Here is a 20678-nt window from a genome sequence, read left to right on the forward strand (position 1 = left end):
CTGACGGGCTTTTTCATTTCTGCATGCACACTTGACGTGTTCTCGCCGCGAAGGGACAGGCGAGTGGATCACCAAGGACATGGGAATGCGGTTTACAAGTGTGTTCAAGCCAGTCGCGCGCTGGCTGGTTTTATTCGGCATCGTGGGAGTCGCCGAATGGGGAGCGGCAAGCCCTGCATCGATTCAGGAGCGTGGGAAGACGGTTGCACGTTCAGCGGTCGTGCTGGATGACCAGGAGCTGCAGTGGATAGCCAGCCATCCACGGGTCGTGGTCACGGCACTGGAATACCCGTTGTACCTCTTCAAGGATGAGCATGGTCAATGGACGGGCATGAACAGTGACATGCTCAAGCGCATCAGTGACATGACGGGGTTGCAGTTTGTTTACGAAGAGTCTTTTTCCGTTGATCAGATGCTGGCTCGTCTGGAAAGCGGTGCGGCGGATTTGAGCACCTTGCTGTCAATGAATGACGAACGCCGGACGTTTCTCGATTTCAGCCATGCGTACGGCGGTGCAGGATGGGTCTTTGTCGGATTGGCCGGGGTACCGCCGGTGCAGTCGCTGGAGGATCTGGCGAAGCGGGTGCTGGTGCTGCCGACCCGGCATGCACTGGAAGCGATGATCCGTCGCGATTTTCCGTCCATTGAATTGCGTTCGGTCAAGACCTACGCCGAAGCCCGTGCCTGGGTTGAAAGCGGAGAAGCCTATGCCACCATCGAGAGCGAAATCGGCGCCCAGCTTTTTCCGTCGGGCCGGCTGCAGATCGGATCTGTGGTGCCGTACAAATGGGATGCGGATTATCTGGCGGTGCGCAAGGGTCAGCCGCAGTTGCTGAGCATCCTCAACAAGGCGCTCGAGGCCTTTCCTGCTCAGGAGCTGCACGATCTTCGCCGCAAGTGGTTCGGTGGCGCTACCACGGCACAGGCGCCTGGCCTCTGGCAGCGGCTTGACCAGTGGGTCTGCTGGGGCATGTTTGTGCTCAGCCTGTTCGGCCTGTTGTCCCTGCTCTGGAACCGGCGGTTGGCGGTGGTCGTCAGGCAGCGGGTCGAGGCCCAAAGGAACCTGCACGATCAGCTCACATTCCAGCATGCCCTGATGGATGCCATGCCTGACCCGATGTTTATCCGTGACCTGCAAGGGCGTTTGATCATGTGCAACAAAAGTTATGAGGACGCCTTATCGACACGTTTTGACCGGATGCAGGGACGGCAGTTGATCGAGGTCGATGTCATGCCCAGACAAACCGCGGAACTGCTGCATGCCGAGTTCATAGCGCAGTTGAGTACGCGCAGGGCACGTTTCTTCGAACGTCAATTGCTGTTCAAGGAGGGTGTCAGGGATATCTACCAGTGGACAGTGCCGTTTTACACGGCGGATGGCCAGATGAAAGGCTTGTTGGGAGGCTGGGCCGACATCGCCCGGCGCACCCGACAAACGTGACGGCCGGGTTTTTTCTCTGTCATGTTCGCCGTGCATGCTCTCTTGACTGCACGACAGGTTCCCCTGCGGTCAGTCTCCAGAGCTTTCTTCTCGGGCAAGTGGTCATCTGTTGCAGGCATGCCCCAGGCACGTTGTTTTCGGACTATTGAGTGGTGATCGGGATGGAAAGTATCAGTCTGTTGCTCGGTGAAGCGCTGAGCCCGTATCAGGTCACATTGACCCCGTCAGGCATTCGTGGCGAATGTCGGGTGACCCTGAAAAATGCTATTGGCGCGACCGTGGTCGAGCGCGAGTTCAATCAGGCCCAGTTGAATGACAAGCGCCTGCTGACGGATGTGGTCGACGGTTTGCATCGCGACGTACTGATCGCTGAAGGACGCATTGAGCCTTGTGTCATCGCGGCATTGCGTAATGCTGCCCGGGACAGGCTTCTGGCCAGCCGCAATTGAACGGATTTTTGTGGGAACCTTCCCGCGCCCAGGTCAGTCAGACTTCGTAACAGCAGGATCAAGCATTGTGCTCCGGTGCTTGTAGCTTGCTGCTACTGGTCTCCAAGCAGGCCACGTTTAACCCCGAGTCGTTTCCCCACTTCTCGGGGTTTCTTTTTGCCCGGGATTGATCATGGTTGCGTCAGATTGTCGAAAAACGCCTTGCTGTCCTTCAGGTACTCGCTGCGACTTTGCGGATCCAGCCAGGCGGCATAAGCCTCGTCCAGGCGCTCGCGGGGCAGGGTGCGCAGCACCTGATTGATTTCGGCAATGGCCTGTCGGCCCTTTGGCGTGTCGGTGCAACCGATGTAGCCGGACAGGTATTTGCCCGTGCCACGGATTGGATAGAACTGTAATTCATCCTCGGCGATGCCTTGCAGCGAAGCCTGGTAGCGGATCTCCGGGCGATACCCCAACAGCAGGCGCAAACGCCCAAGGCGCTGCATTTGCAGGAGGCTGCCCAAGGCGTCGTCGCCGTAATGAGGTGTCAGCACGTCGGCGGGTGCTTGCTTGAGCAGCCCGTCGAGGTATTCGCCGTAATTGCGCTCGGCGATGATCCCCAGTTTTTCGTTGCCGCTGGCGAGCAGCTTTGCAAGGTCCACTTCGCCATCCTCGATAAAGGGGGCCAGTACCTTCTGGTCAACGCGCCGCACGGCCAGGCCATTGCTCATGGCACGGAAGACCGGGATGGAAAAGGCGATCCACTGTTCCCGTTCCTTGCTCCAGTTCAGCGCCGCGTCGCAGACGAGGGAAGGTTCGTGAAGCATTTGCAGTCCGCGCGCGCGATTGACCCTCATCACGCTGTGCTGGTACTGCGGCATGCCGGCAATCAACAGGGGAAGCAGTTGATCGATGACGCCCTGGCCCTTTTTCGGTCCGTCGAAGATCGTCAGTGGCGGCAGGTCGCGTTTTAGCCAGATCAGGGTTTCCCTGGATTGCGCCAGGGCTGACGGGACCGGTTCAATGAGCAGCAGCAAGGTCGCCAGCACGCAAAGCAAGCTGCCAGCGCGAGACGGGCAGTACCGAATGACCCATGCAGGCAGGCGCCTCAGTTCAGATGGCTCCGTCTTTGCGCAACTGTGCGATCTGCGTCGCGTCATAGCCAAGTTCCTGGAGTACCTGTGCGTTGTGCTCACCCAGTTGTGGCCCGACCCATTCACATTCACCGGGTGTCTCTGAGAGTTTCGGCACGATTCCCGGCATCTTGAAGTCTTTACCGTCCGGCAGTTTGGCCTGCAGGAACATTTCACGGGCCAGGTACTGAGGATCATTGAACATGTCTTCGGCGCTGAAGATCCGGCTCGCCGGCACCTCGGCCTGATTGAGCAGCGACAGCACCCTGTCCAGCGGCAGTGAATTGACCCAGCGATCGATGACGCCATAGATCTCGTCGCGCCGCGCATCGCGGCCATCGTTGCTGGCAAGCAGAGGGTCATTGGCGAGGTCTTCCCGGCCAATGATCAGCATGAAGCGTTTGAAAATTGCGTCGCCATTGGCGCCGATCTGCACGTGTTTGCCGTCGGCGCTGGTGTGGATCGAGGACGGGGTGATGCCCGGCATGATATTGCCCGTGCGTTCGCGGATGAAGCCGAACACGTCGAATTCCGGGACCATGCTTTCCATCATGGCGAAAATGGCTTCATACAGCGCCACGTCCACCACTTGCCCCTGGCCGCCGTTGACCTCGCGATGACGCAGGGCCATCAGCGCGCCGATCACGCCCCAGAGCGCGGCAATCGAGTCACCGATGGAAATGCCGGTGCGCACCGGTGGCCGGTCTTCGAAGCCGGTGATGTAGCGCAGGCCGCCCATGGACTCACCGACCGCGCCAAAGCCGGGCTGGTCTTTCATCGGGCCGGTCTGGCCGAAACCCGACAGCCGCACCATGACCAGTTTCGGGTTCAAGGCGTGCAGGACGTCCCAGCCCAGGCCGAGTTTTTCCAGGACGCCGGGACGAAAGTTCTCGATCAGAATGTCGGCTTCACCGAGCAACTGTTTCAGGATCGCCTGACCGTCGGGGTGCTTGAGATTGAGGGTCAGGGACTTTTTGTTGCGCGCCTGGACGAACCACCACAACGAAGTGCCTTCATACAATTTGCGCCATTTGCGCAATGGATCACCGCCGTCCGGGGATTCGATCTTGATCACATCGGCACCGAACTCAGCGCAAATGCGCGAAGCAAACGGGCCGGCGATCAAGGTACCCAATTCGATGACTTTCAGACCGGAAAGCGGTTTGGCGGTGAACGGCATGCGGGATCCTGCTGGGCAAGGGATGGGCGAGTACAGTGTTTTAACATAGCCGACTGTCAGGCGCTTCAGGTTGATCACCTTCAATTCGTGGATTGCCCGCCGCATCGGTTAGACTTGCCGCCTTTCCTCGTATCAAGAAGCCCGTTCATGGCCCAGCCGTCCACGACCTACAAGTTTGAACTGAATCTCACCGACCTCGACCGCAGCGTCTATGAGAGCGTAAAGCAGACCATCGCCCGTCACCCCTCGGAAACCGAGGAACGCATGACCGTGCGCCTGCTGGCTTACGCCCTCTGGTACAACGAACAGCTATCGTTCGGCCGTGGTCTGTCGGAAGTGGATGAACCTGCCTTGTGGGAAAAAAGCCTGGATGACCGCGTCCTGCACTGGATCGAAGTCGGCCAGCCGGATGCCGAGCGCCTGACGTGGTGCTCGCGCCGCACCGAGCGCACCAGCCTGCTGGCCTACGGCAGCCTGCGTGTGTGGGAAGGCAAAGTGGTGCCCGCGGTGAAAAACCTGAAAAACGTCAACATCGCTGCCGTGCCTCAGGAAGTCCTGGAGACCCTGGCCAAAGACATGCCACGCGTCATCAAGTGGGACGTGATGATCAGCGAAGGGACCATCTTCGTCACCGACGACCGTGGTCAGCACGAAGTTCAGTTGCAGTGGCTGGCCGGTGAGCGCGGCTGATTTTTCGCCGCTTTAGCGCGTCACTCGGTTTTATCCTACGTATTGAAGAGAAGCATCTTTCACCCCATGCGCATTGAACCTCGCCTGCTGCCCGACACCCTGCCATTCCTCGGTGATATTCCGCCACTGCTGACCCGCCTGTATGCGGCGCGGGGCGTGCAATCGGAGGCGGAACTGGACAAGAGCCTGGCACGGCTGATTCCGTTCCAGCAGCTCAAGGGCATTGATGCCGCCGTGGATTTGTTGGTGACGGCGCTCGAACAGCGCCAGCGCATTCTGATCGTCGGCGACTTCGATGCCGACGGTGCAACGGCCAGCACCGTGGGCACGCTGGGTCTGCGTTTGCTGGGGGCGGCGCATGTCGATTATCTGGTGCCGAACCGTTTCGACTACGGCTACGGCCTGACCCCGGAGATTGTCGCGGTCGCGCTGGAGCGCCAGCCGCATTTGCTGATTACCGTGGATAACGGCATCTCCAGCGTCGAAGGCGTGGCTGCAGCGAAAAAGGCCGGGCTCAAGGTGCTCGTCACCGACCACCACTTGCCCGGTGAGGAGCTGCCGTTGGCCGATGCCATCGTCAATCCGAACCAGCCAGGTTGCGAGTTTCCGAGCAAGGCCCTGGCCGGCGTCGGGGTGATTTTCTATGTGTTGATGGCCCTGCGTGCGCGTTTGCGCGAGCTCGGCTGGTACACCTGCAAGCCGCAGCCGAATATCGGCGAACTGCTCGATCTGGTGGCCTTGGGCAGCGTGGCCGACGTGGTGCCGCTGGATGCCAATAACCGGATTCTGGTGCATCAGGGCCTCGAGCGGATTCGCGCCGGACGTGCCCGGCCCGGGATCAAGGCGATCCTCGAGGTGGCCAAGCGTGACCATGCGCGCATCACCTCCACCGACCTGGGTTTTATCGTCGGCCCACGCCTGAACGCAGCAGGGCGCCTGGATGACATGAGCCTGGGCATCGAATGCCTGTTGACCGAAGACGCAGGTCTGGCCCGTGAGATGGCGGCTCAACTGGACGGCATGAACCAGGATCGCAAATCCATCGAGCAGGGCATGCAGCGCGAAGCGCTGGCCCAGCTCAAGGATCTGCCGGTGGAGTCGATGCCGTTCGGCTTGTGCCTGTTCGATCCCGAGTGGCATCAGGGCGTCATCGGTATCCTCGCATCACGGATGAAAGAGCGTTATTTCCGCCCGACCATCGCCTTTGCCGATGCCGGTGACGGCCTGCTCAAGGGGTCTGGGCGTTCGGTCCAGGGCTTTCACATCCGCGACGCCCTGAGCGTGGTGGCGGCGCAGCATCCGAATCTGATTACCAAGTATGGTGGCCACGCAATGGCGGCCGGCCTGACGCTGCCGGAAGCGAATTTCCCCTTATTCGCCGAGGCCTTTGACGCTGAAGTGCGCCGGCAACTGCGCGAAGAAGACCTGACTGGCCGCTTGTTGTCGGACGGCACCCTGGCAGTGGAGGAGTTTCACCTGGAACTGGCCCGCGCCCTGCGGCATGCCGGCCCCTGGGGGCAGCACTTCCCGGAACCGTTGTTTCATGGTGTGTTTCAGTTGGTCGAGCAGCGCGTGGTGGGCGAACGGCACCTCAAAGTGGTGCTCAAGAGTGAGTGTGGTTCGGTGAAGCTAGACGGCATTGCCTTCGGGATCGACCGCGACATCTGGCCGAATCCGACCATCAAGTGGGTGGAACTGGCCTACAAGCTCGACCTCAACGAGTTTCGTGGCAACGAAACGGTTCAACTGATGATTGCCCACATCGAACCGCGTTGAACCCACACCTGTAGGAGCGAGCTTGCTCGCGATGGACGTGAACGATGGCGCTGGGAACCTGATACCCCGCGGTGTCCTGTCGTCCATCGCGAGCGAGCTCACTCCTACAAGGGGGCGACATCCGTCGATGTCGACTAGGCTCTAATCACTGCTTGATTTTGGTCTTGTGACGTCTTGTCGAATTTTTTGCCCGCGGGGGCGGGTGTTGTACCTTTTTCCTGTCACTCGTCGACTATTCAAACAGAACCTGGAGCCTGCCCACTGATTCGAGAGGTGCCCCATGAGTCTGCTGCTTGAACCCTTTACCCTTCGCCAATTGACCCTGCCCAATCGCATCGCGGTATCGCCGATGTGCCAGTATTCCAGCGCCGACGGCCTGGCCAATGACTGGCACCTGGTCCACCTCGGCAGCCGTGCTGTCGGCGGGGCCGGGTTGGTGTTTACCGAAGCCACGGCGGTCACCGCCGACGGGCGTATCACAGCTCAGGACCTCGGTCTGTGGAATGACGAGCAGATCGAACCCCTGCAACGCATCACCCGCTTCATCAACGCCCAGGGCGGCGTTGCCGGCATTCAACTGGCCCACGCCGGGCGCAAGGCCAGTACCTATCGGCCATGGCTAGGCAAACACGGCAGCGTCAAACCCGACGAGGGCGGCTGGGTGCCGGTCGGACCTTCACCGATTGCATTCGATCCACAGCACACCCAACCCAAACAACTGGATGACGGCGAGATCGCCAAGGTGATCCAGGCCTTTGTCGATGCGGCAAAGCGCTCGCTGACGGCCGGTTTCAAGGTGGTCGAAGTGCACGCTGCCCATGGCTACCTGCTGCATCAGTTCCTGTCGCCGTTGAGCAATCAGCGTCGCGATCAATATGGTGGCTCGTTCGAAAATCGCATTCGGCTGGTGCTGCAGGTCACCGAAGCGGTGCGTGCGGTGTGGCCTGAGGAGTTGCCGGTGTTTGTCCGGGTGTCGGCCACTGACTGGGTGGAAGACGGCTGGAACCCCGATGAAACCGTGGAACTGGCGCGTCGCCTCAAAGCCTTGGGCGTGGACCTGATCGACGTCTCGTCGGGCGGAACGGCGGTCAATGCCGAAATTCCCACTGGCCCCGGTTACCAGACCCGCTTCGCCGAACGTGTGCGCAAGGAGTCGGGCATGGCCACCGGCACGGTCGGCATGATCACCGAGCCGGCCCAGGCCGAGCACATCCTGCGCACCTGCCAGGCGGACATCATCTTCCTTGCCCGTGAATTGTTGCGCGATCCGTACTGGGCGCTGCATGCCGATGATGACCTGGGCGGGCACAAGGCCGTGTGGCCGGCGCAGTATCAGCGGGCAACTCACCGTGAACAGCCGATTCATGAATCGGATTTGCGCGACTGAAATCCATCGATACGAAAAAGCCCCTGAATCGCGAGATCCAGGGGCTTTTGTTTATGCCGGTTACCGATCAGGCCGCTTCGATCTTGCTGCGGTTCTGTTCGACCTGGTTCAGGTAGTCCTTGAGCTTGTCCTGCTCGGCCACTGTCGTGAACAAGCCGAGCTTGCTGCGACGCCAGAGGATGTCGTGGGCGCTGGTGGCCCATTCTTCGCTGCACAGGTAGTCGACTTCACGGGTGTAGAGACCGCCGCCGATATGCTCGCCCATGTCGCTGAGGTCCTGTACACCTTCGAGCATGCGCCAGGTGCGGCTGCCGTAGGTGGTGGCCCAGCGGCGCGCGATCTCGCTCGGTACCCAGTCGAACTTGTCGCGGATACGCGAGCTCAAGGCTTGCGGGGTAGTCATGTCTTCACCGCCCGGCAGCGCGGCGCCGGCGGTCCAGCTCGGGTTGATGTGCTTGAAGTACGGGGCCAGTTGCGCCAGCGCCGACTCGGCAAGCTTACGGTAAGTGGTGAGCTTGCCGCCGAACACCGACAGCAACGGGGCTTCTTCGCCGCTGCCCGACAGCGCCAGGGTGTAATCGCGGGTCACGGCCGACGGGTTGTCGGATTCGTCGTTGCACAGCGGGCGCACACCGGAATAGCTGTGCAGGATGTCGTCGCGGCTGATCTGCTTTTTGAAATGGGCGTTGACCACGTTCAACAAGTAATCGGTTTCGCCATCAGTGATTGCAACGGCAGCCGGATCGCCGGTGTACTCGCGGTCCGTAGTGCCGATCAGGGTAAAGTGGTTCAGGTACGGAATGGTGAACACGATGCGCTGATCTTCGTTTTGCAGGATGTGCGCGTGTTCGCCTTCATACAGCTTCGGCACGATCAGGTGGCTGCCCTGGATCAGACGGATGCCGTAAGGCGATTCCATCTTCAGGTCGTCGCGAATGAACCTGGCGACCCATGGCCCGGCCGCATTGACCAATGCCTTGGCGCGAATCGAAAACAGGCTGCCATCGCTACGTTCCAGGTGCAGGTGCCACAGGCCCTTGGTGCGACGCGCGCTGACGCAGCGGGTTTGGGTGTGAACGTGGGCGCCTTGTTCCCGGGCGGCCATGGCGTTCAACACCACCAGGCGCGCGTCGTCGACCCAGCAATCGGAGTATTCGAAACCCTTGGTGATCTCGCTTTTCAGTGCACTGTCGGGGCCGAACTTCAGGCTTTTCGAACCCTGGAGTTGCTCGCGCTTGCCCAGGTTGTCATAGAGAAACAGCCCGGCGCGGATCATCCATGCCGGGCGCAGGTGCGGGCGGTGTGGCAACACGAAGCGCATTTGCTTGACGATGTGCGGAGCTTTGGCCAGCAGCACTTCACGCTCGGCCAGGGCTTCACGCACCAGGCGAAATTCGTAATGTTCGAGGTAGCGCAGGCCGCCGTGGATCAACTTGCTGCTGGCCGACGAAGTATGGCTGGCCAGGTCATCCTTTTCGCAAAGGAACACCGAAAGACCGCGACCGGCGGCATCTGCTGCGATCCCCACGCCATTGATCCCGCCACCGATGACGGCGATATCGTAGACCTCGGCGAGAGGGGGCGTAGGCAAGGTGGAAGTGGGCATCGGCACGGCCTCGGAATTCTTTGATGTTCTGTATTTGAATTCGAACATTAATGTTCATTTGCGAAAATACTAGCCCATAAAGAGACGCACAGCCAGTCAGCTTCGATTGAAAATACTCATCGAAGGGCCGTTAAAGGAAAATTTACGAACATTTTGATGCGCGTTATGGCGCAAGAGGGATGCTGTATGTGCGATCGTCTTCGCGGGCAAGCCCGCTCCCACAAGGATCACGCGGGCCTGTGGGAGCGGGCTTGCCCGCGATAGCACCAGTGTAGGCACTGGAGATGGTGGGCTTAAACGACTTCCAGCCGAACCTTGTGCTGGTTCAACAGCTGCGCCAGCGCCGGGGAAGGCTGCTGATCGGTGACCAGGCAATCGACCAGGCTGATCGGCCCCAGGCGAATCATGGCGTTGCGCCCGAACTTGCTCGAGTCGGCTGCGAGTATCACTTGTCGGGCATTGGCGATGATCGCCTGGGATACCCGCACTTCCTGATAATCGAAGTCCAGCAGGCTGCCGTCCTCATCGATACCGCTGATGCCGACCAGGGCGAAATCGACCTTGAACTGGTTGATGAAGTCGACACTGGCCTGACCGACCACGCCGCCGTCGCGCCGCACGTTGCCACCGGTCAGCAGCACGTCGAAGTCGTCCTTGGCGCTGAGCATGGAGGCCACATGCAGGTTGTTGGTGATGATCTTCAGATGACTGTGGTTGAGCAGCGCCCGGGCGATGGATTCGGTGGTGGTGCCGATGTTGATGAACAACGAGGCGTGGTCGGGAATCTGCGCGGCAATGGCTTCGCCGATACGCTGTTTTTCATCGCGCATCTGATCGGCGCGCATGGCGTAGGCGGTGTTTTCGACACTGGAATCATAGGCGGCGCCACCGTGGTAGCGACGCAACAGGTTGGCTTCCGCGAGCTGATTGATGTCGCGGCGGATGGTCTGCGGTGTAACGACAAACAACGTGGCCATTTCCTCGATACTGACATAGCCGCGTTCGCGAACCAGCTCGAGGATTTGCTGCTGACGGGGAGGCAGATTCATGGGGCGTCCTTTGGGCTGCCGTGCAAAATTTGCCCATGATGCCGCAGGAATCTGCTCCCGACCAGTTACATACAGAGACGAGCCTGTGTCTTGGCTTATTCAGCCTCGTCTTCAACCGCCCAATCGCGGGTGCGGCTGACCGCTTTTTTCCACCCTGCGTAGAGTTTTTCCTTCGCCGCTTCATCCAGCGTCGGCTCGAACCGGCGCTCGATCACGGCCTTGCCACGCAACTCTTCCAGGCTGCCCCAGAAGCCACAGGCCAGGCCTGCCAGGTAAGCGGCGCCGAGTGCTGTGGTTTCGCGCATTTGCGGGCGCTCGACCTGCGTGCCGAGGATGTCGGCCTGGAACTGCATGAGGAAATTGTTGGCCACCGCGCCACCGTCCACGCGCAGGGCCTTGAGGCGTTCGCCGGAGTCCTGCTGCATGGCGTCCAGCACGTCGCGGGTCTGGTAGGCAATCGACTCCAGCGCGGCACGAATGATGTGGTCCACGCGAACGCCGCGGGTCAGGCCGAACAATGCGCCACGGGCATATGGGTCCCAGTACGGTGCGCCAAGTCCGGTGAAGGCCGGCACCAGGTACACGCCGTTGCTGTCCTTGACCTTGTTGGCGAAGTATTCGGTGTCGTGGGCGTCATTGATGATCTTCAGTTCGTCACGCAGCCACTGTACGGTGGAGCCGCCGTTGAACACTGCACCTTCCAGCGCGTAGGCCACTTCACCGCGAGGGCCGCAAGCGATGGTGGTCAGCATGCCATGCTTGGATTTCACCGCTTTGTCACCGGTGTTCATCAGCAGGAAGCAGCCAGTGCCATAGGTGTTTTTCGCCTGGCCTGGCTCGACGCACATCTGGCCGAACAGAGCGGCTTGCTGGTCACCGGCGATACCGCCGATGGCGATGCCGCTTTTGGTGTGGCCGTAGATTTCCGAGGACGATTTAACGTGCGGGAGCATTTCGCGTGGGATATCCAGCAGCTCCAGCATCTTCGCGTCCCACTCCAGGGTGTGGATGTTGAAGAGCATGGTGCGCGAGGCGTTGGTGTAGTCGGTGACATGCACCTTGCCGCCGGTAAATTTCCAGATCAGCCAGCTGTCGACGGTGCCGAACAGCAGTTCGCCGTTGCGCGCACGTTCGCGGCTGCCTTCGACGTTATCGAGAATCCACTTGAGCTTGGTACCGGAGAAGTAGGGGTCGGTGACCAGGCCGGTGGTGTCGCTGATGTATTGCTCGTGACCATCGCGCTTGAGCTGCTGGCAGATCTCGGTGCTGCGTCGGCACTGCCAGACGATGGCGTTGTAGATCGGGCGGCCGGTGTTCTTGTCCCACACCACGGTGGTTTCGCGCTGGTTGGTGATGCCGATGGCGGCTACCTGGTCGTGATGCAGGCCGGCTTGTGCCAGGGCCTCGACCATCACGGCGCTTTGGGTGGCGAAGATCTCCATCGGGTCATGCTCGACCCAACCGGCTTGCGGGTAATGCTGGGCGAACTCCCGTTGGGCGGTGCAGACCACGTTCGCGTCACGGTCGAAAATGATCGCGCGGGAGCTGGTCGTACCCTGGTCGAGGGCAATGATGTAGTTCTTATTCTGTGTGTCGGTCATGTCGATTGCCTTGGACGAAAAAAGGGAGTGAGGTCTGGCGCGCGATCAAGGGGCAGGGCACGCGCCAACGGTATCAGGACGTTCTGGGTTTGCCGTCAATGGCAGGTAGTTCATCCTTTGTAGCAGCTACGGAGCCGGGCAGATGGCGGGCAATCAGCCCGCGATAGGCGGCGGCGCCGAGGCAGGCACCAACAATCGGTGCAAAAACAGGAATCAGGAAGTACGGAATATCGCGTCCGCCAGTGAGGGAAATTTCACCCCAGCCAGCGAAGAAAGTCATCAGTTTAGGGCCGAAGTCCCGCGCAGGGTTCATGGCAAAACCGGTCAGCGGTCCCATCGAGCTACCGATCACCGCAATCAGCAGGCCGATCAGCAGCGGTGCCAACGGGCCTTTGGGCAGGCCATTGTTGTCGTCGGTCAGGGACATGATCACGCCCATCAGGATGGCCGTAATGATCACCTCGACCAGAAATGCCTGGGCGGTGGTCAGCGCAGGATTCGGGAAGGTGGAGAACACGGAGGCCAATTCAAGGCTGGCTTGCGTGCCACGAACCATGTGCTGCGTTTGTTCGAATTCGAAGAATAGATTGCTGTAGAGCGTGTAAACCAACAACGCGCCACAGAAGGCGCCCGCCACTTGGGCGAGTACGTAGAAAGGCAATTTGCGCTTTTCGAAGTCCGCGAAAATGCTCAGGGCAATGCTGACGGCAGGGTTCAGATGAGCGCCGGAAACCCCGGCGGTGAGGTAGATCGCCATGCTGACGCCGACGCCCCAGATAATGCTGATTTCCCACAAGCCAAAACTGGCACCCGCGACCTTGAGCGCGGCAACACAACCGGTACCAAAAAAGATCAGCAGCGCCGTACCCAGAAACTCGGCCATGCATTGGCTCGAGAGCGACGGTTGTTGTAAAGCAGTAGTCATTGAAACCTCATTTTTTTTGTTGTCTGGCGCGTTCTTGCCTTCATGGTCAACGCGCGTTTTTCACCGAGGCAGGATCCCCGTCCTGGTCGCGGTTTACTGCCGGGTACAGCGGTAGGACGTTTCGTGTAGTTTCAGAAACGAAAAAATATAGACAAGAAACGCTGCTGTCAAAGGTCGAAAGTGAACTGTCAGTCACAAAAAAACTATTCGTTGCTTGAATGAATGAGTCATTGCGCAATGGGATGGCCAGGCAATGGCGTCATGAATGCGCCGCCGTAGAGCCTTTTAACGATCAATGTCCTAGAATCCGGCGCAGTATTTTCTTCTGCCGCCCAGTCTGGAGCTGCCATGACCCCCGCATTGGATTTATTGAAAAAGGTTCGGGCTGAACATCGCGTACACAGTTACGAACATGACCCGAAGGCCGCTTCCTATGGTCTGGAAGCCGCGGAAAAGCTCGGGCTCGACCCGGCGCAAGTGTTCAAGACCTTGCTCGCGGCCAGCGAGAAAGGAGAGTTGCTGGTGGCGGTGGTGCCGGTTGTCGGCAGCCTGGACTTGAAAGGGCTGGCCCATGCCGCCGGCGTGAAAAAGGTCGAAATGGCCGATCCGGCGGCAGCGCAGCGCTCTACGGGTTATCTGTTGGGCGGGATCAGCCCGCTTGGGCAGAAAAAGCGTTTGCGTACCTTCATTGATAACTCGGCCCAGCCCTTTGCCAGCATTTTTGTCAGTGCCGGCCGGCGTGGACTGGAAGTCGAACTGTCGCCGGCCGTGCTGGCCGAACACACCCAGGCGAAGTTTGCCGATATCGGCCGTGCGTGAGCGCAGCGCTGTATGGTGAAAATCAGCCGGTTCGGTCGGCGCTGCATGGCGCCATCGTGACGGCGCGGGGAGGGGAGTTGTTCTGCCGGAAGGCGAGCGGGTGAAGGCCGGCGGGGATGCGACGCTCGTGGCGAGCGGAATGCTGATGCTGGACTAACGCAAACCCCGTGTAGGAGCGAGCTTGCTCGCGATGGACGACAACGATAACGCGTGCAGCCGGAATGAACGCTTTATCCAGACGTTTTTCGCGAGCAAGCTCGCTCCTACAGGGTTTTTGTGTATCAGTTGGCTGTGCTGTAGCGCCGGACACCCGATTCAACAGCCGGAATCTGCGCAGCCGTGCTGCCGGATGCCTGGAACAGCACCAGGTGTTCAGCCGCGACACGAATACCCACATCCGCCCCGACCTGACGATCGACATGGCTCGGGAATATCGACTCCAGCTGCGCACCTGTCGGCAGTTGCAAGCGATACAGGGTCGACGCACCGAGGAACGTCTTGCCGGCGATTCGTGCCTTCAGTGCGCTGTCCGGTGCGTAGACGATATCGTCCGGACGCAGCAGCACGTCCACGGCGCCGCCTACGGGCCAGGTGTAGGCCCGGTTGCCGCGCAGCTCACCCAGCTCGGTTTGCACCGACTCCGGGCTGCTCAACTGACCGCGAATGAAATAGCCCTGGCCGATGAAGCTGGCTACAAAGGGCGTCAGTGGTTCGTGATACAGGTTGTAGGGCGTATCCCACTGTTCCAGTCGACCTTCCTTGAACACGCCAACGTGGTCGCTGACCGCGAAGGCTTCTTCCTGGTCGTGTGTCACCAGAATCGCGCTGGTGCCACGGGCCTTGAGGATGTCGCGTACTTCATGGCTGAGCTTGCGGCGCAATTCGCCATCAAGGTTGGAGAACGGCTCGTCGAGCAACAGCAGTTGCGGTTCCGGCGCCAGTGCGCGGGCCAGGGCGACACGTTGCTGCTGCCCACCGGAAAGCTCGTGGGGGAAACGCTTGCCGAGGTTCTTCAGGTTGACCAGTTCCAGCAGTTCTTCGGTGACGCGATCCTTTTGCGGATGCTTGCGAATGCCGAAGGCGATGTTGTCGGCCACGCTCAAGTGCGGGAACAGCGCGTAGTCCTGGAACACCATGCCGATGCGGCGTTTCTCCGGGGCGAGGGTGAAGCCGGCGCTGGAGATGGTCTCGCCGGCCAGCTGGATTTCGCCTTCGTGTACCGGTTCGAAACCGGCAATAGCTCGCAGTGTGGTGGTCTTGCCACAGCCGGAAGAGCCCAGCAGGCAACCGATGTCACCGGCGTTCAAATGCAGGTTCAGGTTCTGCACCACGCGTTGGTCTTGATAGCCGCAGGCGAGGTTGCGCAGGTTAAGCAGTAATGGCTGGCTCATGCGTGGTGATACGCCGGTTCGACGAGGAACTCGAGCAGGGCTTTTTGCGCATGCAGGCGGTTTTCCGCTTGATCCCAGGCCACCGAGCGTTTGTCGTCGAGCAGGTCGACGCTGATTTCCTCGCCACGGTGCGCCGGCAGGCAGTGCATGAACAGCACGTCGTCAGCGGCCAGGTCGAGCAGGGCGCGGTTGACCTGGTACGGTGCGAACAGCTCCAGGCGCTTGGCGGTTTCCTCTTCCTGGCCCATGGAGGTCCAGACGTCGGTGCTCACCAGGTGTGCACCACGCACGGCATCTTTCGGGTCGCGAACGATGGAGACCCGATCGCCGGCCTTGGCCAGGAACACCGGGTTGGGCTCGTAGCCTTCCGGGCAGGCAACGCGCAACTGGAAGTCGAACTGGATCGCCGCTTCTATATAACTGTTGCACATGTTGTTGCCATCGCCGATCCAGGCCACGGTCTTGCCCTGGATGGAGCCACGGTGTTCGAGGAAGGTCTGCATGTCGGCCAGCAACTGGCACGGGTGCAGGTCATCGGACAGGCCGTTGATCACCGGTACGCGGGAGTTGGCGGCGAATTCGGTCAGGTTGCTGTGGGCAAAGGTACGGATCATCACCGCGTCGAGCATGCTCGACATGACAATGGCACAGTCGCCGATCGGCTCGCCACGGCCCAGTTGGGTGTCGCGTGGCGACAGGAAGATCGCCTGGCCGCCGAGCTGGATCATGCCGGCCTCGAAGGAGATTCGGGTGCGGGTCGAGGATTTCTCGAAAATCATCCCCAGGACGCGGTTTTTCAGAGGCTCGAACAGTACGCCGCGGTTACGCAGGTCCTTGAGCTCAACGCCTCGACGGATCACGCTGACCAGCTCTTCGGGCGTGCAATCCATCAGGGAGAGAAAGTGCCTTGCGCTCATCATTGACTACCTTTTTGCTACAAACCGCAGATGCTCAAAGCCTTGTTTGACGGAACAACGGGCGAGACCTGCGGCGTAAGCCGCACGGGGCGACGAAATAGGGGAAGGCGCGATCTTATAATTAAATGTCGCGTCTTACCAATAGGGCTACGGTTTTTAGGGAGTTTCAGAGGTGCTACGGGTTCACCGAGGTAGCGCTTTTGAAGCCTGTTTCCTGAAAACAGCAGTTCATTTGTACACCGGCCTCTCGGGGCTTGGCAATCAGGCGGGGCGGCAATGGTGCGCTGACAGTCGGTTTCTGACCTGTTATTCATCCCTGCCAGGCTCGACGAACACGGGCGCCTGATCGGTGTGCGTGGCCCCCCACGAACCGATTGAACCCCTTCAGCAAATCCACTTGCAGGCGCCGCCCAGGCTGCCTTCGAACTGGGCTCTGGTGGCTATCGGCTGGCCTGATGACCCTCGATTCACAAAACGAACGTCGCTGGCGTGGCGTCGGGTCTGGCGCCATAGTTTTGTTTCCGCGGCCATCGTTGCCCGCCCATAACAAGACAGACTGGCCATGACCAAGACTCTCCATCACCGTGCGTGCCATTTGTGCGAGGCCATCTGTGGCCTGACCATTGAAACCACCGAGGTCGAAGGCGGTAAAGTGCAGATCACGTCGATCAAGGGCGATCCCCAGGACACATTCAGTCGTGGCCACATCTGCCCCAAGGCCGTGGCCCTGCAAGACATCCAGAACGATCCGGATCGCCTGCATCAGCCGATGCAGCGGGTGGGCAATGAATGGCAGCCCATCGAATGGGACGCGGCATTCAACCTGGTGGCCGAGCGTCTGGCGGCGATTCAGGAGCGTCATGGGCAAAACGCCGTGGCGGTCTATCAAGGCAACCCGAGCGTGCACAATTACGGGCTGATGACCCACAGCAATTACTTCCTCGGCCTGCTGAAAACCCGCAACCGGTTTTCCGCGACGTCGGTCGATCAATTGCCCCATCACCTGACCAGCCATTTAATGTACGGCCACGGTTTGCTGCTCCCGATCCCGGACATCGATCACACCGATTTCATGCTGATCCTGGGCGGCAACCCGCTGGCTTCGAACGGCAGCATCATGACCGTACCGGATGTGGAAAAACGCTTGAAGGCGATACAGGCCTGGGGTGGCAAAGTGGTGGTGGTCGACCCTCGCCGCAGTGAAACGGCGGCGATTGCCGATCAGCACCTGTTCGTGCGCCCGGGCGGTGATGCCGCGCTGTTGTTCGGGTTGCTCAACACCTTGTTCGCTGAAGGTCTGACCCGCGACAGCCATCTGCCGGTAGACGGTCTGGAGGACGTGCGGGAGGCCGTCGCGTCGTTCACCGCCGAGGCCATGAGTCCGTTGTGCGCCGTACCCGCCGAACAGATCCGCCAATTGGCGCGAGACTTCGCCGCGGCGCCCTCGGCTGTCTGTTATGGCCGCATGGGCGTCTCGACTCAAGCCTTCGGAACACTTTGTCACTGGGCGGTGCAGTTGATCAATCTGGTCACCGGCAACCTCGACCGCGTGGGAGGTGCCTTGTGCACCGAGCCGGCGGTGGATCTGGTGGCGACGACTTCGGGCGGACATTTCAATCTGTGGCAGAGCCGGGTTTCCGGGCGCCCGGAATACGCCGGAGAGCTGCCAGTCTCTGCGCTGGCCGAAGAAATGCTCACCGAAGGAGAAGGGCAAGTCCGGGCGCTGATCACCGTGGCGGGCAATCCGGTGCTGTCCACGCCCAATGGCCGAAAGCTCGAGCAGGCACTGGACGGGCTGGATTTCATGGTCAGCATCGACCTGTACATCAATGAAACCACGCGCTACGCCGACCTGATCCTGCCGTCCACATCGGCGCTGGAAAACGACCATTACGACACCACATTCAACCTGTTCGCGGTGCGCAACGTCAGTCGTTTCAACCGCGCAATCCTCGCCAAGCCCAAAGGGGCATTGCACGACTGGGAGATCTTCGTCGGGCTGGCCAAGGCGTTTGCCGCCAGGACCGACAAAGAGTTGAAGCCGACCATCGCCCCGGCGCAAATGATCGATCGCGGCCTGCGCATGGGGATGTACGGCGACACTTCAGAGTTCAAGCTGTCATTGGCGACTTTGTTCGATCATCCCCATGGTGTCGATCTGGGGGCGCTCAAGCCCAACCTGGCACCACGCCTGAAAACTGCCAATCAACGTATCCAGGCCGCGCCGGCGGCGATTCTCGCTGACCTGGCGCGCTTCGCAGCCTTGAAGGCGCCGGCCGCCGACGAGTTGTTGATGATTGGCCGCCGGCATGTACGCAGCAACAACTCATGGATGCATAACTATCATCGGTTGGTGAAGGGCAAGCCTCGACACCAGTTGCTGATGCATCCGGACGATCTGGCCAGTCGCGGGCTCAGTGACGGACAGCGCGTTCGGGTCAGTTCGCGGGTGGGTGTGATTGAGGTCGAAGTGCTGGGCAGTCTTGATATGATGAAAGGCGTGGTCAGCCTGCCGCACGGCTGGGGCCACGCGCGGCCGGGCGTGCAAATGTCGATTGCCAGCAGCCAGCCGGGCTCCAGCGCCAACGACCTGACCGACGAATGCCGGATTGATGAACTGTCGGGAAATGCCGCGCTCAATGGCGTGCCAGTGACCGTGGCGGCGGCTTGAATCAGTCTGACGGAGAGACCGAGCAGGGCGCTCGGCTTTCCGTTACAATGCGCCACCGTGCCGACCCATGAGTCGGAAAGTTCAGCCGAGGTGCTCCATGGATATCATCGAAACGATTAAAGAGCAGATTGCCAACAACACCATTCTGCTTTACATGAAAGGCTCGCCAAATGCCCCGCAGTGCGGCTTCTCCGCGAAAGCTGCACAGGCCGTGATGGCGTGTGGTGAAAAGTTTGCGTACGTGGACATCCTGCAGAACCCGGAAATCCGCGCCAACCTGCCAAAATACGCCAACTGGCCAACCTTCCCGCAACTGTGGGTTGCCGGTGAGCTGGTCGGCGGTAGCGACATCATGACTGAAATGGCCGCTGACGGTTCGCTGCAGAGCCTGATCAAGGACGCCGCCGCCAAGGCCGCTGCTCCAAAGACCGAGGCCTGATTCGCTTCCTGTAGGAGCGAGCTCGCTCGCGATGGACTTGAGGTTGACGCGTTTAATCAGGAAGCACGCGTTATCGTTAACGTCCATCGCGAGCAAGCTCGCTCCTACAGAGACAACAGGTATTAAAAAGCCCCGTCACTCGAAAGAGGGCGGGGCTTTTTATTGCATCGAAATTAAAGGCCTGGAACTTACTCGTCTTCACCCATCTGCGATTGCAGATAGTTTTCGATACCGATCTTGTCGATCAGGCCCAACTGGGTTTCCAGCCAGTCGATATGTTCTTCTTCGGACTCGAGGATATCTTCAAGCAGCTCACGGCTGCCGAAGTCGCCAACTGTTTCGCAATGTGCGATGGCTACCTTGAGGTCGGCATGGCCGGTTTTCTCGATACGCAGGTCACACTCGAGCATTTCCTTGGTGTGCTCGCCGATGTGCAGCTTGCCCAGGTCCTGGACGTTCGGCAGGCCTTCAAGGAACAGGATCCGCTTGATCAGCTTGTCCGCGTGCTTCATCTCGTCGATGGATTCGTGGTACTCGTGCTTGCCGAGCTTGTTCAGGCCCCAATCTTCATACATGCGCGCATGCAGGAAGTATTGATTGATCGCGACCAGTTCATTGGCAAGGATCTTGTTGAGATGCTGGATGACTGTAACGTCGCCTTTCATGATGGGGTCCTGCCCTGTATTAGCTGTCAATAGAACAGAGTTTGAGCCGCGTACTTAATAGTGTCAAACCTAAGTTATTGAAACTTAAATGAAAATTAATCGGAATAAGAATGTTTGTGTTCCGCGTCTAGAGCATAACTAGTTGATTTTGAGGCATAAAAAAACCGGACATATGTCCGGTTCTTTGAAAATCGATACTCAAGCGGCTGTAAATTCTGCTGGATAGGGAATTACAGCCTGGGCCGTTTGCAGTTTGGTCAGGGTCTCGCGGACCACTTCCTTGGCGAGGCAGGCACATTTGCCGCATTGACTGGCAACGCCGGTCGCTACGCGGACTTCCTTGTAGCTGCAGCATCCTTCATAGATCGCATCGCGGATTTGACCGTCGGTGACGCCAGTGCAGAGGCAGACATACATAAGGAAGGACCGTCGCTGATTGTGACTCAATTGCGATGGATCTTAATGTTAACGAGAATGATTGTCAAAGTGGTTTCAGAGTACTTTCCGTCATAAGCGGGGAGTGGCTGACGAACGGTCAATATGGCAAACCGGCGATACAA

At 59.7% G+C, this 20678-nt stretch carries 18 protein-coding genes; 8 read left to right on the plus strand and 10 right to left on the minus strand.

Annotation, left to right across the window (positions count from 1 at the left end):
- Positions 1-85 precede the first annotated feature (85 nt).
- Positions 86-1441, plus strand: coding sequence for a transporter substrate-binding domain-containing protein (locus tag Q8X48_RS00915; protein WP_407799184.1), 1356 nt, complete (start codon positions 86-88; stop codon positions 1439-1441).
- Between the two features lie 161 nt (positions 1442-1602).
- Positions 1603-1890 (plus strand): DUF3509 domain-containing protein, encoded by a 288-nt coding sequence (locus Q8X48_RS00920; protein WP_126047391.1) that lies wholly within the window; start codon positions 1603-1605, stop codon positions 1888-1890.
- A 170-nt stretch (positions 1891-2060) separates the two neighbouring features.
- Here Q8X48_RS00920 and Q8X48_RS00925 read toward each other — a convergent pair whose 3' ends face one another.
- Together Q8X48_RS00925 and Q8X48_RS00930 are read right to left on the minus strand one after the other, a co-directional pair.
- Positions 2061-3029 carry a TIGR02285 family protein gene (locus Q8X48_RS00925; protein WP_126047389.1) on the minus strand — a complete coding sequence of 323 codons (969 nt, stop codon included), beginning with the start codon at positions 3027-3029 and terminating at the stop codon, positions 2061-2063.
- The gene (locus Q8X48_RS00930; RefSeq protein WP_126047387.1) at positions 2983-4182 is read right to left on the minus strand and encodes a CaiB/BaiF CoA transferase family protein; all 1200 of its coding nucleotides are present in this window, start codon (positions 4180-4182) and stop codon (positions 2983-2985) included. Before Q8X48_RS00930 ends, Q8X48_RS00925 begins: the two co-directional genes overlap by 47 nt.
- A gap of 147 nt (positions 4183-4329) precedes the next feature.
- Here Q8X48_RS00930 and Q8X48_RS00935 point away from each other — a divergent pair, with 147 nt between their 5' ends.
- The 3 genes from Q8X48_RS00935 (at position 4330) to Q8X48_RS00945 (ending at position 8035) form a co-directional block, all read left to right on the plus strand.
- The gene (locus Q8X48_RS00935; RefSeq protein ID WP_007971297.1) at positions 4330-4872 is read left to right on the plus strand and encodes a YaeQ family protein; all 543 of its coding nucleotides are present in this window, start codon (positions 4330-4332) and stop codon (positions 4870-4872) included.
- Between the two features lie 66 nt (positions 4873-4938).
- A complete protein-coding gene (gene recJ, locus Q8X48_RS00940; RefSeq protein ID WP_407799185.1) occupies positions 4939-6648 on the plus strand; it encodes a single-stranded-DNA-specific exonuclease RecJ in 1710 nt (569 codons plus the stop codon).
- A 280-nt stretch (positions 6649-6928) separates the two neighbouring features.
- Entirely contained in the window at positions 6929-8035 is a 1107-nt protein-coding gene (locus Q8X48_RS00945; RefSeq protein WP_407799186.1) for an NADH:flavin oxidoreductase/NADH oxidase, read from the plus strand.
- A 67-nt stretch (positions 8036-8102) separates the two neighbouring features.
- On the opposite strand, the gene glpD is transcribed toward Q8X48_RS00945, so the two are convergent.
- From glpD to Q8X48_RS00965, 4 genes are all read right to left on the minus strand, one after another.
- A complete protein-coding gene (gene glpD / locus Q8X48_RS00950; protein ID WP_407799583.1) occupies positions 8103-9641 on the minus strand; it encodes a glycerol-3-phosphate dehydrogenase in 1539 nt (512 codons plus the stop codon).
- A 293-nt stretch (positions 9642-9934) separates the two neighbouring features.
- Positions 9935-10690, minus strand: coding sequence for a DeoR/GlpR family transcriptional regulator (locus Q8X48_RS00955; RefSeq protein ID WP_007971301.1), 756 nt, complete (start codon positions 10688-10690; stop codon positions 9935-9937).
- Between the two features lie 95 nt (positions 10691-10785).
- Positions 10786-12291, minus strand: coding sequence for a glycerol kinase GlpK (gene glpK, locus Q8X48_RS00960; RefSeq protein ID WP_126047381.1), 1506 nt, complete (start codon positions 12289-12291; stop codon positions 10786-10788).
- 73 nt (positions 12292-12364) lie between these two features.
- Positions 12365-13216 (minus strand): MIP/aquaporin family protein, encoded by an 852-nt coding sequence (locus Q8X48_RS00965; RefSeq protein ID WP_095965471.1) that lies wholly within the window; start codon positions 13214-13216, stop codon positions 12365-12367.
- A gap of 348 nt (positions 13217-13564) precedes the next feature.
- On the opposite strand from Q8X48_RS00965, the gene ybaK reads away from it, so the two are divergent.
- Positions 13565-14035, plus strand: coding sequence for a Cys-tRNA(Pro) deacylase (ybaK, locus tag Q8X48_RS00970; RefSeq protein ID WP_150733789.1), 471 nt, complete (start codon positions 13565-13567; stop codon positions 14033-14035).
- A gap of 281 nt (positions 14036-14316) precedes the next feature.
- Here the strand turns inward: ybaK and Q8X48_RS00975 are convergent, their stop codons facing one another.
- Positions 14317-15426, minus strand: a complete 1110-nt coding sequence (locus Q8X48_RS00975; RefSeq protein WP_007971311.1) for an ABC transporter ATP-binding protein — start codon at positions 15424-15426, stop codon at positions 14317-14319.
- Positions 15423-16343, minus strand: a complete 921-nt coding sequence (gene argF / locus Q8X48_RS00980; RefSeq protein ID WP_126050859.1) for an ornithine carbamoyltransferase — start codon at positions 16341-16343, stop codon at positions 15423-15425. Before argF ends, Q8X48_RS00975 begins: the two co-directional genes overlap by 4 nt.
- Before the next feature lie 562 nt (positions 16344-16905).
- On the opposite strand from argF, the gene Q8X48_RS00985 reads away from it, so the two are divergent.
- A complete protein-coding gene (locus tag Q8X48_RS00985) occupies positions 16906-19014 on the plus strand; it encodes a molybdopterin oxidoreductase family protein (protein WP_407799187.1) in 2109 nt (702 codons plus the stop codon).
- 97 nt (positions 19015-19111) lie between these two features.
- A complete protein-coding gene (gene grxD, locus Q8X48_RS00990; RefSeq protein ID WP_007971318.1) occupies positions 19112-19453 on the plus strand; it encodes a Grx4 family monothiol glutaredoxin in 342 nt (113 codons plus the stop codon).
- Between the two features lie 188 nt (positions 19454-19641).
- Here grxD and bfr read toward each other — a convergent pair whose 3' ends face one another.
- Entirely contained in the window at positions 19642-20118 is a 477-nt protein-coding gene (gene bfr, locus Q8X48_RS00995; RefSeq protein ID WP_007985870.1) for a bacterioferritin, read from the minus strand.
- A 198-nt stretch (positions 20119-20316) separates the two neighbouring features.
- The gene (locus Q8X48_RS01000) at positions 20317-20535 is read right to left on the minus strand and encodes a bacterioferritin-associated ferredoxin (protein ID WP_126047377.1); all 219 of its coding nucleotides are present in this window, start codon (positions 20533-20535) and stop codon (positions 20317-20319) included.
- Between the last annotated feature and the right edge of the window lie 143 nt (positions 20536-20678).

It is taken from the genome of Pseudomonas sp. QLc11A (genome assembly GCF_052112305.1).
Lineage (GTDB): Bacteria > Pseudomonadota > Gammaproteobacteria > Pseudomonadales > Pseudomonadaceae > Aquipseudomonas > Aquipseudomonas laurylsulfatiphila.

What these genes read in the sequence shown, in the direction of transcription:
- Q8X48_RS00915 (WP_407799184.1), top strand. Translation starts at nt 86, where the DNA reads ATGCGGTTTACAAGTGTGTTCAAGCCAGTCGCGCGCTGGCTGGTTTTA.
- Q8X48_RS00920 (WP_126047391.1), top strand. Translation starts at nt 1,603, where the DNA reads ATGGAAAGTATCAGTCTGTTGCTCGGTGAAGCGCTGAGCCCGTATCAG.
- Q8X48_RS00925 (WP_126047389.1), bottom strand. Translation starts at nt 3,029, where the DNA reads ATGACGCGACGCAGATCGCACAGTTGCGCAAAGACGGAGCCATCTGAA.
- Q8X48_RS00930 (WP_126047387.1), bottom strand. Translation starts at nt 4,182, where the DNA reads ATGCCGTTCACCGCCAAACCGCTTTCCGGTCTGAAAGTCATCGAATTG.
- Q8X48_RS00935 (WP_007971297.1), top strand. Translation starts at nt 4,330, where the DNA reads ATGGCCCAGCCGTCCACGACCTACAAGTTTGAACTGAATCTCACCGAC.
- recJ (WP_407799185.1), top strand. Translation starts at nt 4,939, where the DNA reads ATGCGCATTGAACCTCGCCTGCTGCCCGACACCCTGCCATTCCTCGGT.
- Q8X48_RS00945 (WP_407799186.1), top strand. Translation starts at nt 6,929, where the DNA reads ATGAGTCTGCTGCTTGAACCCTTTACCCTTCGCCAATTGACCCTGCCC.
- glpD (WP_407799583.1), bottom strand. Translation starts at nt 9,641, where the DNA reads ATGCCCACTTCCACCTTGCCTACGCCCCCTCTCGCCGAGGTCTACGAT.
- Q8X48_RS00955 (WP_007971301.1), bottom strand. Translation starts at nt 10,690, where the DNA reads ATGAATCTGCCTCCCCGTCAGCAGCAAATCCTCGAGCTGGTTCGCGAA.
- glpK (WP_126047381.1), bottom strand. Translation starts at nt 12,291, where the DNA reads ATGACCGACACACAGAATAAGAACTACATCATTGCCCTCGACCAGGGT.
- Q8X48_RS00965 (WP_095965471.1), bottom strand. Translation starts at nt 13,216, where the DNA reads ATGACTACTGCTTTACAACAACCGTCGCTCTCGAGCCAATGCATGGCC.
- ybaK (WP_150733789.1), top strand. Translation starts at nt 13,565, where the DNA reads ATGACCCCCGCATTGGATTTATTGAAAAAGGTTCGGGCTGAACATCGC.
- Q8X48_RS00975 (WP_007971311.1), bottom strand. Translation starts at nt 15,426, where the DNA reads ATGAGCCAGCCATTACTGCTTAACCTGCGCAACCTCGCCTGCGGCTAT.
- argF (WP_126050859.1), bottom strand. Translation starts at nt 16,343, where the DNA reads ATGAGCGCAAGGCACTTTCTCTCCCTGATGGATTGCACGCCCGAAGAG.
- Q8X48_RS00985 (WP_407799187.1), top strand. Translation starts at nt 16,906, where the DNA reads ATGACCAAGACTCTCCATCACCGTGCGTGCCATTTGTGCGAGGCCATC.
- grxD (WP_007971318.1), top strand. Translation starts at nt 19,112, where the DNA reads ATGGATATCATCGAAACGATTAAAGAGCAGATTGCCAACAACACCATT.
- bfr (WP_007985870.1), bottom strand. Translation starts at nt 20,118, where the DNA reads ATGAAAGGCGACGTTACAGTCATCCAGCATCTCAACAAGATCCTTGCC.
- Q8X48_RS01000 (WP_126047377.1), bottom strand. Translation starts at nt 20,535, where the DNA reads ATGTATGTCTGCCTCTGCACTGGCGTCACCGACGGTCAAATCCGCGAT.